General features: G+C 52.9%; 13 protein-coding genes and 2 tRNA genes. 9 read left to right on the top strand and 6 right to left on the bottom strand.

All coding sequences use genetic code 11. The features are described 5' to 3' along the window. Positions 1 to 235: 235 nt before the first annotated feature. Positions 236 to 436, bottom strand: coding sequence for a hypothetical protein (locus C4542_06785; protein RJO61266.1), 201 nt, complete (start codon positions 434 to 436; stop codon positions 236 to 238). A gap of 139 nt (positions 437 to 575) precedes the next feature. Between C4542_06785 and rlmB the strand changes: the two genes are divergently transcribed. Beyond that, positions 576 to 1,313 (top strand): 23S rRNA (guanosine(2251)-2'-O)-methyltransferase RlmB, encoded by a 738-nt coding sequence (gene rlmB, locus C4542_06780; protein RJO61265.1) that lies wholly within the window; start codon positions 576 to 578, stop codon positions 1,311 to 1,313. A gap of 48 nt (positions 1,314 to 1,361) precedes the next feature. Continuing rightward, entirely contained in the window at positions 1,362 to 2,276 is a 915-nt protein-coding gene (locus tag C4542_06775) for a DMT family transporter (protein ID RJO61264.1), read from the top strand. Positions 2,277 to 2,298: 22 nt separating this feature from the next. Here the strand turns inward: C4542_06775 and C4542_06770 are convergent, their stop codons facing one another. Both C4542_06770 and C4542_06765 read right to left on the bottom strand, forming a co-directional pair. Further along, positions 2,299 to 3,549, bottom strand: a complete 1,251-nt coding sequence (locus C4542_06770; protein RJO61263.1) for an MFS transporter — start codon at positions 3,547 to 3,549, stop codon at positions 2,299 to 2,301. Beyond that, positions 3,550 to 4,668 (bottom strand): site-2 protease family protein, encoded by a 1,119-nt coding sequence (locus C4542_06765; GenBank protein RJO61262.1) that lies wholly within the window; start codon positions 4,666 to 4,668, stop codon positions 3,550 to 3,552. Positions 4,669 to 4,896: 228 nt separating this feature from the next. On the opposite strand from C4542_06765, the gene C4542_06760 reads away from it, so the two are divergent. The 7 genes from C4542_06760 (at position 4,897) to C4542_06730 (ending at position 11,030) form a co-directional block, all read left to right on the top strand. After that, the gene (locus C4542_06760) at positions 4,897 to 5,634 is read left to right on the top strand and encodes a metal-dependent transcriptional regulator (GenBank protein ID RJO61261.1); all 738 of its coding nucleotides are present in this window, start codon (positions 4,897 to 4,899) and stop codon (positions 5,632 to 5,634) included. Beyond that, positions 5,621 to 7,612, top strand: a complete 1,992-nt coding sequence (gene feoB, locus C4542_06755) for a ferrous iron transport protein B (GenBank protein RJO61268.1) — start codon at positions 5,621 to 5,623, stop codon at positions 7,610 to 7,612. The genes C4542_06760 and feoB overlap by 14 nt, the downstream gene beginning before the upstream one ends. Positions 7,613 to 7,631: 19 nt before the next feature. Beyond that, entirely contained in the window at positions 7,632 to 8,636 is a 1,005-nt protein-coding gene (locus tag C4542_06750; GenBank protein RJO61260.1) for a GNAT family N-acetyltransferase, read from the top strand. 12 nt (positions 8,637 to 8,648) lie between these two features. Further along, entirely contained in the window at positions 8,649 to 9,878 is a 1,230-nt protein-coding gene (locus tag C4542_06745) for a glycosyltransferase family 1 protein (protein ID RJO61259.1), read from the top strand. A gap of 29 nt (positions 9,879 to 9,907) precedes the next feature. Next, entirely contained in the window at positions 9,908 to 10,600 is a 693-nt protein-coding gene (locus tag C4542_06740; protein ID RJO61267.1) for a PIG-L family deacetylase, read from the top strand. A 245-nt stretch (positions 10,601 to 10,845) separates the two neighbouring features. Beyond that, positions 10,846 to 10,918: transfer RNA gene (locus C4542_06735), tRNA-Thr, on the top strand. A 25-nt stretch (positions 10,919 to 10,943) separates the two neighbouring features. Next, positions 10,944 to 11,030 (top strand) — tRNA-Tyr (locus tag C4542_06730). Between the two features lie 115 nt (positions 11,031 to 11,145). Here the strand turns inward: C4542_06730 and C4542_06725 are convergent. The 3 genes from C4542_06725 to C4542_06715 all read right to left on the bottom strand — a co-directional run bounded on the left by C4542_06725 (position 11,146) and on the right by C4542_06715 (position 12,618). Beyond that, entirely contained in the window at positions 11,146 to 11,574 is a 429-nt protein-coding gene (locus tag C4542_06725; protein ID RJO61258.1) for a hypothetical protein, read from the bottom strand. A gap of 282 nt (positions 11,575 to 11,856) precedes the next feature. Continuing rightward, positions 11,857 to 12,135 (bottom strand): hypothetical protein, encoded by a 279-nt coding sequence (locus tag C4542_06720; protein ID RJO61257.1) that lies wholly within the window; start codon positions 12,133 to 12,135, stop codon positions 11,857 to 11,859. A gap of 201 nt (positions 12,136 to 12,336) precedes the next feature. Further along, positions 12,337 to 12,618 carry a hypothetical protein gene (locus C4542_06715; protein ID RJO61256.1) on the bottom strand — a complete coding sequence of 94 codons (282 nt, stop codon included), beginning with the start codon at positions 12,616 to 12,618 and terminating at the stop codon, positions 12,337 to 12,339. Between the last annotated feature and the right edge of the window lie 170 nt (positions 12,619 to 12,788).

Below are 12,788 nucleotides of genomic sequence, written 5' to 3'. Positions count from 1 at the left end.
TTTTCCCGAATACCCCGACCATTGTGGTCGAGGGATGTAGTTCGCCGCGAAGCGGACCGAACGAAGTTCGTATCTGTTAATACCCCGACCGTAAGGTCGGGGAAGTTTATTTTGAGTTGATGTCCAAATACCGATTTTACGGCGTAGTCATGATATGGTGTTTACTGGCTGGTCGACCACGAGCACGTCGTGGCAGACCTCTACTCGCAGCGAGTCGCTTTTCAGAACATGAGCGTTAATATCTCAAGCCGCCGGGTTTGGTGCCGTGGTCCAGCTTATCGGCAGGGCGGTTAAATTCCTGTTTGGCTCTGGTGTCAGCCGCCGTGTAGCCGCAGTAGCGGCAGGCATAAAACTCCTTTGACTGATAATAGCCATGTTTACGGCATTTAGGGCATTCGCTGTATGAGATGGCCTTTTTCTCGTCTTTATCCGCCATGCTATCCTCCTGCAGATATTATTCTCAAGGATTATGTCTCCGGGCACATCAATAAATCATCCAATAGACAGGCGGATTCATTACAAATATATGAAATCCATGTTTGTATCCCGCACGCCGGGATGCTATTCTTTACACCATGTCTGACATCATTGAAGGCAGGCAACCGCTACTTGAAGCGCTACGCTCGGGCCGCGCCGTGAATCGTATAATGCTGGCGCGGGACAGCGAACGGCATGGCGCCATCGCGGAGATTCTTGCCCTTGCCCGCCAGCAGGGCATTCCCTTCGAATATGTGGACAGAAAGATTCTGGAGAAAAGTGCCTCCACTGCAGTACATCAGGGTGTGCTGGCCTACGCCGCCGCGAAGGAATATGTCAGCCTCGAAGACCTGTTAGCAATCTCGCGTACGAAAGGCGAGCAGCCGCTGTACTGCATACTCGACGGGCTTGAAGACCCGCACAACCTGGGAGCTATCTTGCGCACGGCGGATGCCGCTGGCATACACGGCCTGATAATCCGCAGCCGCAGGGAAGTAGGACTGACCCCCGTCGTTGCCAAAGCCTCGGCAGGCGCTATCGAATATGTGCCTGTGGCCAGGGTGGCCAATATTGCGCAGGCTATCGAGACCTTAAAAAAGAAGGGTGTATGGGTGGTCGGCATCGAAGCCTCCGGCAGCGTGACCTTCGACAAGGTGGATTTCAAGCTGCCCACCGCCATCGTCGTAGGCGGTGAAGGGGTGGGCATTGCCGACCTGGTGCGTAAAAAATGCGATGTCTTGGCATCTATCCCCATGCGCGGCAGAATCAGTTCTCTCAACGCCTCGGTGGCCGCCGCCCTCGTGATGTACGAGGCCTTCAGACAGAGAACCAGCTAGCTTTTTCCATTCTCCCACTCACAATAGGCTGGATACTTTCTCTGTGGTATGCCACAATATACGGCTGTGGCTAGAATACCTCGTTTCAGCTTACTCCTGATTCTTGTCGGTGTGGCCGCGATTTCTTCGGCGGCGGTTCTTATACGTGAGGCTGATGCTCCTCCGCTGGTCATCGCCGCCAGCCGCATGCTCATCGCGTCGGTTGTAATCCTGCCGTTTGCTGTCGGGCGACTGAAAAACACGTTCAAGATACTTGAATCTCCCGATGCATGGCTTATCATCGTGGCTGGAGCCGCCCTGGCACTGCATTTCTGGCTGTGGATAACCTCTCTAAGTCATACCAGCATCGCCAGCTCGGTGGTACTGGTAACCTCGCACCCGGCTATGGTCGCCGTTTTGTCTTTCGTGCTGTGGCGCGAGCGGCTGGGTCACGCAGCAGTGCTCGGCATTTTGGTGGCCTTCGCTGGACTTATTGTGATAAACCTCGGCAGTTTCAGCTTTGGTTCGTCTGTTTTTGAAGGCAACCTGATGGCGCTGGCAGCAGCGGGCGCCATGGCGGGGTATCTGCTGGCCGGGCGTCACATCCGCGAGCGCATAGACGCGCTCAGCTACCTCGCTATGGTATATGCCCTGGCCGCTATCTTGCTGCTGGCGGCGGCGTTCATCGCGGGCGAGAGCTTCCAGGGTTACTCCGTAAAAACCTACTGGATGCTGGCGCTGCTGGGTCTGGTGCCGCAGCTTATCGGGCATACATCGCTGAATCTGGCGGTGCGCCGGCTGCCGGCAACCGTTGTTTCCGTGGCCATTCTGGGCGAGCCGGTCGGGGCCACATTGCTGGGATGGGCCGTACTTGGTGAAGCTCCAGGAATTAAAGAAGTCGTTGGCGGGCTGATTATTCTCTGCGGGATTCTTATGGTTGTCGGTGGTGGTGGTGGTGGAAGAGAGTCTCTTGAACAAATGTGAGATGCACATGACAAAAACGATGCTATATCTCAGTTTGCGGCTTGAAGTGTCGCTGACTTAGCAGTCGCAGGCAATAGGCCAGGACAGCTGCTCCCAGCACCAGGGTGAGGATGGTCAGGCTGAAGCGCGGCCCTCTGGCGTCGATGAGGGCGCCCAGCATCGGGGTCAAAACGCCGGCTCCTGCCATGTTGGTGAAGTAATAAACCCCCAGCACCGACGAGCAGTTCTTTTCGGCTACATTCCCCACGATATGTGATTCCGAGCTGGTCTGTGTCATGGCTATGATGATGCCGATGGAAACAAGCACAAGGTTCACGCCCCAGCCCTGGGGCACAGAATTCATGAAGAAAAGCACTGGCAGTAGCCCCAGGTTGGCGGATACCAGCAACGGGATACGTCCAACACGGTCGGAGAGAAAACCAGAGACCGGGTTAGCGAAGATACCGGTAAAATAAACGATGGCGATTACCAGCGCGGCGGATGCCTGGCTCATGCCGAAGTGGTCCACCAGGAAAAGTGGTATGAATGACATCACCGACATCGTTACTATCGTAGTAACGCTGGAAAGTGCCATAAAGGCTAAAAGGTCGTGCCTGTTCCCCGCTTTACGTGGAATAACTTTGCATTCAGTTGAATCGCTGGCAACCTCCTGTTTCGGTTTTCGTCCCGCCATCAAAAAATATAGAAGAAGCCCGAATGCCAGAGTGGGCGCTGCTAGGACCAGGAACGAGGAGCGCCAGCCCCAGGTCGCAGCAGTGGTTGATGCTATCAGAGGGGCGATGAAGTAGGCGGCGCTGCCGCCAATGGCATGCACGCCGATGGCCCTGCCCCGGTTTGCGGCCGGCAACGTCGTCGAGACTATGGGTGGCGCGGAGGGGTGGTATCCTCCGCCCAGGATACCCATCAACCCCAGCAGCACCAGCAACATTACATAACCGCTGGTAAAGCCGATAAGTACTCCCGCCAGCCCCACACCGCAGATGCCGATAGCCATGAGGATGCGAGTACCCAGGCGGTCGCTCAGCCAGCCGGAGGGCAACTGGCTGAGGCCATAGGTGATGGAAAAGACGGATAGCAGCAACCCCGACCGCGCGTAGTCCAGCGAGAAGTTATCGCGAATAAAGGGCATCAAGGGGACAGGCAGAGCGGTCAGCAGGTGGTGGCTGAAGTGTCCCAGCGTAAAAAGAAGCAACCATGCGGGGAAGAGGCGGCTGAATCCGGTTTTGTTTTTAACAGCGGTTCTCAAATTCTCACACCGGTTTTGAGCGTGCAATCAGGAGCTTTTGCGCTCATGCCGGCTGACAAAATTGAGCAGACTCTCGCGTGTGACCATGCCGACCATCTGTCCATCCACCATCACAGGCACTTGGTTGAGATTTTCCTGCGTCAGAATATTCAGCACGGTTGAGAGGTCTTCGTCGGGTGTGACCTGCATGAGCTTGTCAATCGGCTTCATGATTTGCGCCACGACTATGCGCGCTCGCATGTCGCGCAGGACGCCCTTTACTTCTTGCAGCGTAACCAGACCCAATGTGATTCCTTCCCGCACGACTACGAAACAGCGGCGGCCCGTCGGCCGTATGTACTCGTTGACCAGCCGCTCAATGCTCAGGTCGGGCGAAACAGCGATGCAGTCGCTGCTGACTATCTCGCTCACCTCATGTCCTTCGAGCGCCTGTTGTATTACCATCTGGCGGTAACTATTGGCTGCCGCACTCGCCAGGAACCATCCGATCAGACCAAGCCATATTCCGCTCGACCAGTCCCCTGTGAATACCAGCCAGACCCCTCCAGAAATGAAGATGAAGCCGATGCCGCGCCCGATGTTGGAGGCGAGTCTGGTGGCGCGGCGCAGGCTGCCTGTGCGCCACCAGATGATTGACCGCAGTACGCGCCCGCCGTCCAGCGGGAAGCCTGGCACTAGGTTGAATAGCGCCAGAAAGATATTGATCCATCCCAGCCAGAAAGAGACGGCGGCGACATCCAGGGATGGCGGCAGCAGGTACCACAACAGCCAGAATATGCCACCCAATGTGATACTCGTCAAAGGCCCGGCGATGGCAATGCGAAACTCGGTGCGAGCGTCGTGCGGTTCTTCAGTTATCTGCGAGACACCGCCGAAAATAAAAAGGGTGATAGCCTTCACGGGTATGCCGTAACGCTGTGCCACTAGGCTGTGCATCAGCTCATGCGCCAGCAGCGAGGCGAAAAAGAGTAAACTGGTTATGACCCCGGCGGAAACGGAAATAGCTGCGCTCCAATGCGGGTAAACCATTGGAAAATAGTCTCTGGAAAGCGCCCATATCACCAGGGCGAAGATGATGAACCAGGAATAATGCAGCCTGATAGAGATGCCGAACAGGCGACCGACGGGTATACCTTCTTTTAGCATGTCTGGTTTTCTATCTTATCATAGCGAGGAATATATTAGTTGAGTCTATGGTTTTTGAGCGCGCCTGTCAAACGTGCGTCAACGGATAAGCAAACTGCCCACCCGGCATTGCCTTCCTCACAATGATAGCGTGAATTCGCATCCTCGTCCCCTTGACAAAAAAGAAAAACTACATTATTATCTTAGGTATACCTAAATAGTAGGTATGCCTAATTCGGGAGGATTAGAATGAGCGCCAATACTGAAGAATATCTGGAAGCTTTGTATACCCTCACGCAGAGTGGTAAAACGGCGAGCACAACTGAAATATCGAGGCTGCTTAAGGTCGCACCTGCCAGCGTTACTGAAATGTTGAGAAAGTTAGCAGATACTGGCTATGTAAGCTACTCACGCTATCAAGGCGCGACTCTCACTCCAAAAGGCTTTGAATTAGGCGAGAAGATGGCTCGAAAACACAGATTGTTGGAACGATTTCTCCACGACATGCTTCATATTGGCAATGACAAGGTCCATGAAGAAGCCTGTGCCATGGAACACGCACTTTCGGATGAAACAGAACGCGCTCTTTGTCAGACCCTAAAATCTCCGGCTAAATGCCCCGATGATGAGAAGGTCATTCCTGCCTGCAACCTCGGTTTTTCCAGTTGCGCGGAGTGCCAACAATGGGGTGGAGATGACCTGGAAAAAGTGGGCAAAAGAAACGCCAAAGTAGTCTCAATGTCCTCTCTAAAAGAGAAACAGGAAGGCACGATTGCCTTTATCAGGGGAGACAACAAGGTTTTGCGGAGGCTGTTGGACATGGGTTTGACACCCGGAACTAAAATAAAAGTCAGTAGAATTGCTCCGCTAAAAGGACCAGTGGAAATAGCCGTGAGAGGTTCCAAACTTGCGCTGGGGGATGAGATAGTATGCAATGTCTTTGTGGAAAGACTGGCAAATGAATTTGCAGGTCATGAAATTGGTTAATCTGGGTTCGTGTCATACAACAACCGGTATAAAGAAACAAAAAAGCGTCGGCATCGGGAAACGCCTGACTATTGCCCTGGCTGGAAATGCCAACGTCGGCAAGAGCGTAATATTTAATCAATTAACGGGTTCACAACAAACCATAGGCAACTGGCCGGGAAAAACGGTGGAAAGGGCTGAAGGTACTTTACACCTCGATGGTTACGACGTCACTATCGTCGACCTGCCCGGGATATATTCTTTGTCCACATTCTCTCTGGAGGAATTGGTTTCCAGGGAATACATAGCTCATGAAAAGCCGGATGTTATTATCAATGTTATCGGGGCTCCGGTCCTGGAACGGAACCTCTTTTTCACCCTTCAGCTAATGGAGATGGGTATCCCCATGGTCGTTTGTCTTAACCAAATGGACGTGGCCCGCGCTAGGGGAATAGTAATAGATGACAAAAAGCTCGAAGCTCTGCTGGGTGTTCCGGTCATGCCGACTGTAGCTGCCAAGGGCAAAGGAATACGGGAGCTAATTGAAAGAGCAGTCCAGATTGCCGAATGTAAACCAGAGCCGGTTAAGAATCCGATCAAATTCGGGAATGACCTGGAAGCTTATGCCGAAGAGCTAACCGGATTAATCGAGGCGGAACGACTAAATCTGGGATATCCTTCGAGGGTAGTGGCGATTAAGTTGCTCGAGGGCGATACCAATATTACAGAACTGGTTAGCCAGAAGTCGGAAAATGCAGTTCGCGTCTCCAAGATTCTGGCCAAAAAGATAGAAGATGTCTATAAGCAGCCTAGTTTTGTGGTGGTGGCTTCCGGGAGACACTTGCTGGCCAGCCAAATTGCGCATGACGTCCAGATACAGGAAACTGTAAAGCCGGCATTTTCAGACAGGATAGACCGGTTTGCGACGCATAAAGTGTTTGGTTACCTTACGGCGTTTGCCGTGATTGCCGGCTTGCTTCTCTGGACATTCACTGTTGGGAACTTTTTGTCCGGCTTGATGTCCAATGCCCTCAGCTTCTTCGAACCGGTAAGTCCGCAATTAAGTGGAACACTCTGGAGCATTCTCTGGAACGGTGTTTTCGGAGGATTTGTAGCTGGAGCTACTTTGGTTATTCCTTATGTGCTCCCTTTCTATCTGATGCTAGCGGCACTCGAAGACTCGGGCATTCTGACCCGGGTGGCTTTTATGCTGGATAGTGCCATGCATCAGATGGGGTTGCACGGCAAAGCCATTATACCCATAATTCTGGGTTACGGCTGCAATGTCCCCGCTATCTATACGACACGAATCATGACTACCAGACGAGAGAGATTGCTGGCAGGCTTGGCCATTACCTTTGCTCCTTGCGCTGCCAGGACTATCATCATCCTCGGTCTGGTGGCTGCTTTCATAGGTATCTGGTGGGCATTGGCGCTCTATGTAATCGACCTGCTCATCACGTTTGTGGTGGTCAAATTGGCTGTAAAGGCAATCCCTGGCGAATTGACGGGGCTAATAATGGAGATGCATTCCTTTAAGATGCCTTCATTCTCTGTTATGGCTAAACAGACTTGGGCACGGGCCAAGGGACTAATCATTATGGTTTTCCCTATATATATAATTGCCAGTGCGGCGGTCCAGGGAGCGTATGCCCTCGGCTGGCTCGAGCCGGTGAACGATGCCCTATCATTTCTGACCGTAGGGTGGCTGGGGTTACCGGTTATTGCGGGAACACTACTGATATTCGGCGCTGCCAGAAAAGAGCTAATACTCCTAATGGCAGTCGTCATATTTGGCACGAACTTAGCTGCTGTGCTCACACCTGTCCAGCTCATTGTGCTGGCTTTGGTGGGGACAATATATCCCTGTTTTGCCACTATCGGCGCGTTGACAAAGGAATTCGGCTGGAAGGCTGCCTGGGCAATTATAGGAACGAATCTGGCGACAGCCATTTTGATTGGCGGCGTCGCTGCAAGGCTGCTTCCATTAGTCCTGTAGAAGTCACTTAAGTAATAGTATGAATTGTCAGGGGTGCAACTTCATGCCTTACTCAGTATCGCAAGAAAATTTGGAAAACATGGGAAGATATTACCTACCCGGAGGAAACAACCTCCGCTGGCCCAGCGTTTTCGTTCTGCCCGACTGGCTGGATGCCTGGTGGCAGGTCTTCGGCGCGGGCTATGAGCCGCTGGTCGTGGTGGTTAAAGAGGATGAAGAAGTAATCGGCATAGCTCCTCTGAAGCTCAAGGATGGGGTCGCCTCATTTATCGGGGACAACTCTGTCTGTGACTATCTCGACTTTATTACCGCTCCGGGTAAAGAAGATGCTTTCGCGCGAGCGCTGCTGGACTACCTCACTGCTCACGAGGTCAAATCGCTTGTAATGGAGACGCTCAGGCCGGAGTCCGTAGGAGGACATAACTTTGTGGAGGAAGGCAAACGCCGCGGCGCCCCCGCCGCCTGTTCGCAGATTGAAGTCTCCTTCGAAATGGAACTGCCCACAAGCTGGGAAACCTATCTCGCCTCGCTGGAATCGAAGCAGCGGCGCGACGTAGAGCGCAAGATGCGGCAATTAGACAAAGTGGCCGAAGTGCGCTTCCTTGTCCTGCGAGATTCTGAGGTCGGGGAGGATGAGCTTGCCGTTTTCTTCCAAATGATGACGGAAAGCCGGCACGACAAGGCCTTGTTCATGACTGTCGAAATGCGCTCCTTTTTCCAAAAGATAGCGGCTGCCATGTCATCTTATGGGCTGCTCAGGCTGGCTTTTCTGGATGTAGGCGTGGCGCGTGTGGCGGCTATACTTTACTTTGAACACAATGATAGAATATATTTGTATAATAGTGGATATATGCCGCAGTACGCTGAAATGAACGTCGGACTGGTCTCAAAGCTGTACTGCATAAAGCAGGCCATAGAAGAGCGCAAAAAAGGTTTCGATTTTCTGAAAGGTTCTGAGGTCTATAAATTCCGCCTTGGAGGCCGCGAAGCAAAGCTCTCCCGCTGCGTCATCGACCTCCAGTAAAGTTTTCTACCTATGTCATCAAGATTAAGCATCGCCATGTTCAGTATTCATAGCTGTCCCCTGGGGCAGCTCGGCACGCGCGACACCGGCGGCATGAACGTCTATGTGCGCGAGCTTTCGCGCGAGTTGGGGAGGCTGGGGCACTGCGTGGACATCTACACGCGCGCCCACGACCCGCGCGACGCCCAGGTGGACCATCCATCAGAGAATGTGCGCGTCATCCATATCCAGGCCGGGCCGGTGGAAGACATGGGCAAGATGGCACAGTACGAACACCTGCCCAACTTTATTTTGAATATGGAAGCTTTCTCACAGGGCGATGGGGACAGATACGACCTGGTGCACAGCCACTACTGGCTTTCCGGCTCTGTGGGGCTGCGTTTTGCCCACCAGTGGGGCATCCCCCATGCGGTCATGTTCCATACGCTGGGAGCCATCAAGAACCACCTGCCGGTCGGCGAGGCCGAGTCCGCTGTCAGGCTGGCTGCCGAAAAAGAGCTGGTGGATGGCTCGCAACGTATTGTCTGCGCCACCTCGCCTGAAAAAGCAGAGCTGGTGCGCCTATACGGAGCGCAGGCTGATAAGATAAGCGTCGTCCCCTGCGGTGTCGATACCGACCTGTTCAAGCCTCAAGACAGGATTGAGGCGCGGCGCTCTCTCGGCCTTGGCGATGGCAAAATCATTCTTTTCATCGGGCGCATCGAGGCGCTCAAAGGCATAGACAACCTGGTGCAGGCGATGAGTCTTTTAAAACCTCAGACGGACGCCCGGCTGCTGGTCATCGGCGGAGATGAGCACTCCCAGGCTGAAGTATCGCGTTTGGAAGATATGACGCGACAACTTGGAATATCCGATGCGGTCGAGTTTCTGGGGACGGTAGCCCAGAGCAGGCTTCCATTGTATTACAATGCTGCGGATGTCTCAGTGGTGGCGTCTTACTACGAGAGCTTTTGCCTGGTGATTCTGGAATCTCTGGCCTGCGGCACACCCGTGCTGTCCACAAAGGTGGGCGTAGCCCCGGCGGTCATACGCGATGGTCAAAACGGATGCCTGGTGAGCGATAACAACCCGCAGAATCTGGCAGATGGGCTGGCTGCCGTGTTAGACTCTGAAAGCGTTGACGCTCAGCTCATTCGGCAATCTGTCTTGGAATATGACTGGTCTGCCATTGCGCGTAAGATTGAGATTGAGTATCAGGCTATCCTCGCGTCCAAAAACTTAACTCAAAAGGCGACTGCTTGACCCACTCTAAAGCCGACGTGCTGGTTATCATGCCCCACCCGGATGACTCCGAGTTCGGCTGTGCCGGCACGGTGGCGCGCTGGACACGAGAGGGCAAAAGAGTCGTGTATGTCATCCTCACCAATGGCGACAAAGGCACATCAGACCGCTCTTTGACTCCCGAAAAGCTTGCCGCCATAAGACAGGTTGAACAGCGCGAAGCTGCTCGCGTCCTCGGCGTCAGCGAAGTGGTTTACCTGGGATATTCTGACCAGGGGTTGGAGGATACGCCCGAACTGCGTAAAGATATTGTGCGCCAGATCCGCCTTTACCGCCCTGACATCATTGTAACCCTCGACCCCTACCGCCGCTACATCTGGCACCGCGACCATCGCATTGCCGGGCAGGTGGTGCTGGATGCGGTCTATCCCTACGCACGCGACCATCTGGCCTATCCCGATATGCTGACGGAAGGATTAGAGCCGCACAAGGTTAAAGAGATGTATTTCACTGCCAGCGAGGATATCAATCTGCGTCTGGACATCACGGATACCTTCGAACTCAAGATGCAGGCGCTGGCCTGCCACAAGAGCCAGGTAGGCGACAGGATACCCGAGTTGCGCGAGGGTTTGCGCAAGCGGGCAGAGGACATGGCCGAGGGCCAGGGTTTCAAGCTGGCCGAGGTTTTCCACTATATAGATTTAGAGATGCTCGGACATTACCGCAAGAAAGACAAGAAGTAACGCCTTCAAGCTTGGGGAGAGGTGCATCTCTCCCTTTCGCAAAAGGGAGACTGCCGTGAGGCTGAGAGGGATTTTCCTATTCGGTCAAGTTCATGGAGAAAACCCCCCTTAATCCCCCTTTCGCCAAAGGGGGACATTAAAACACTCTACCGATTACTTAAAATCTCCAGAATGACAATGAATTGTTTGACTTCGTGCGCCGCCTTTATCTATAATAGTATGCCGTTGCTCAGAGCGGCAAACATGCCCGAGTGGCGCAACGGTAGCGCAACCGACTTGTAATCGGTAGGTTAGCGGGTTCGAGTCCCCTCTCGGGCTCTGTCTAACTAAAGTGTTGGCATCTGGAGGGGTGCCGGAGCGGTTAATCGGAACAGACTGTAAATCTGTCGCCCTAAGGGCTTCACTGGTTCGAATCCAGTCCCCTCCACCACTAAAATACATCATCCCGCAAGCGAATCAATCAAGCCCCGTAAAAAGTGTTTTAGACATCAAAAAAGGAGAGAGGTTTAGCCTCTTCCTTTTTATTTCGCTGAAGCTACCACCAATTATGGTGTGACGACAATCGATGCCCTGAAATTGGGAAGTTCTGCGAAGTGATAATAGAACGTTCCCACCTGGTCGAATGTATATTCGACCCACGGGTTTGAAGTCAGCAGGCCGCCGAGTAACCCTGGAACATCACTGACCAGTGTGCGGTCTTCATGGCCTACCGGCGTCCAGCGCACGGTTGTGCCGACCTTGACCCTGGCGTCCAGGTCATCGACCCCGCCGAGCGGCGCATGTATTATATAGACCGCCTTGGTGGTCGCAGCGGTCCCGCTAGAGGGAGCCGGCTGGGTGGCCGTCGTTGTTGATGGCGGGATGCTGGTGGTCGGGGCGGCGGAAGTCGTGGTGGTGGTGGTGGGAGTAGTGGTTGTTGTCGGCGCGGCGGCTTTCGTTGAACCGCATCCGGAAGCCAACAGCGCCACTATCACGATGACTGCTAATAATTTAATGATCGAAGGTTTCTGGTATAACCACCGAAACGACAAAGTGCTAATGTTTAAGGTGATTTTAGGTCAGGTCTGTTAGTATCAATACGACGACTGACTTTACGCAAGACAGAATCAAAATCCATTCTGCTAAACTGCATAGGAATTGCCGTGTCGCCTATTGAAACAAGCCTTGCTGCTGGCTCTGTGGATGCTGAGGACAGCACCCGAATTGACTTCACCGGCTTCACTGTTTTAGGCATAAGTTTCCTCCATCGTTGTATGTTACCATTCTTCTTGGCGGCTGATACCAAGTTGCGTATAAATCTGCGGATGAAGTTGAATCGGAGTGCCCATCGCATCCTCAAATGCCTTCAACTGTCTCTTGAGGAGCATCGCTAAGACCTTGGCATGTTCCAGACTCATTCGAACATTCACTACCGGTACAGGAGCCATGGTGCCCCCTTGTCCAGGCGGTGCCATAGTAAAGGCTAGTTGAACCGTAAAGGGGGAGACTCCAATGCTGACACCATCAGTGTATATATTTTGCACTTCACTGTCCATGATAAGCCCTCCTCTTTTTCTTTGAGGCGGTTAGCTTATCATTACGGAGAAGGCCTGTCAATATTAGTATCTACTCTTATGGGATGATTACCTAATTTAAAATATAAATAAACATTCCATTACTACCTTAATCTATGACATTCCGTAATTTAATTGATTGCTTGATCATGTAACATCGACTCCTTCAGAGTCAAACGAAACTCAACTCTTTTTGTCCTTGTCGCTCTTGAAAGAATCGGCCACGCTCTTGCCGAAGTCCTCGGCAGCTTTGCCCACGTCGCGGAATTTGGCTTTTACATCCTCATCCTTGAAGCGCCCGGCGAAAGTCCTGGCTGACTCTGCCGCCGATTGCCCGAAATCTTTAGCCTTGGCTTTGAGCTCGGGGTCGTTGAATATCTGGCCGAGGGCGGCGCCGAAGGACTCGAACATATCGCCGAAGTTATCGGCGGAAGTTTTTTTGCCTTTTTTCCCTGCGTCCGTCATGATAACCTCCTTATAGTTACCTGGTAATTCTAAGTCCTCTCCCAGCGTGATGCAACATGCTCTGTTTTCTTCTGCAAAAGTTCAGAAACATATTGGACTCTCTGGGAGGTGAAGATGGGGAGTCCGGATGAAGCAAATCTATGTAGAAAGTTATTACCGGAGCGGCTATA

Source organism: Dehalococcoidia bacterium (assembly GCA_003597995.1).
In the GTDB taxonomy this organism is placed as follows: domain Bacteria; phylum Chloroflexota; class Dehalococcoidia; order Dehalococcoidales; family UBA1222; genus SURF-27.
Note: the sequence above shows the minus strand (reverse complement) of the source record. Positions and strands in the feature narration are given on the sequence as shown.

Excerpts from the sequence above, each read along its gene's own strand:
- C4542_06785 (RJO61266.1), bottom strand. The coding sequence starts at position 436 with ATGGCGGATAAAGACGAGAAAAAGGCCATCTCATACAGCGAATGCCCT.
- rlmB (RJO61265.1), top strand. The coding sequence starts at position 576 with ATGTCTGACATCATTGAAGGCAGGCAACCGCTACTTGAAGCGCTACGC.
- C4542_06775 (RJO61264.1), top strand. The coding sequence starts at position 1,362 with ATGCCACAATATACGGCTGTGGCTAGAATACCTCGTTTCAGCTTACTC.
- C4542_06765 (RJO61262.1), bottom strand. The coding sequence starts at position 4,668 with ATGCTAAAAGAAGGTATACCCGTCGGTCGCCTGTTCGGCATCTCTATC.
- C4542_06760 (RJO61261.1), top strand. The coding sequence starts at position 4,897 with ATGAGCGCCAATACTGAAGAATATCTGGAAGCTTTGTATACCCTCACG.
- feoB (RJO61268.1), top strand. The coding sequence starts at position 5,621 with ATGAAATTGGTTAATCTGGGTTCGTGTCATACAACAACCGGTATAAAG.
- C4542_06750 (RJO61260.1), top strand. The coding sequence starts at position 7,632 with ATGAATTGTCAGGGGTGCAACTTCATGCCTTACTCAGTATCGCAAGAA.
- C4542_06745 (RJO61259.1), top strand. The coding sequence starts at position 8,649 with ATGTCATCAAGATTAAGCATCGCCATGTTCAGTATTCATAGCTGTCCC.
- C4542_06740 (RJO61267.1), top strand. The coding sequence starts at position 9,908 with ATGCCCCACCCGGATGACTCCGAGTTCGGCTGTGCCGGCACGGTGGCG.
- C4542_06720 (RJO61257.1), bottom strand. The coding sequence starts at position 12,135 with ATGGACAGTGAAGTGCAAAATATATACACTGATGGTGTCAGCATTGGA.
- C4542_06715 (RJO61256.1), bottom strand. The coding sequence starts at position 12,618 with ATGACGGACGCAGGGAAAAAAGGCAAAAAAACTTCCGCCGATAACTTC.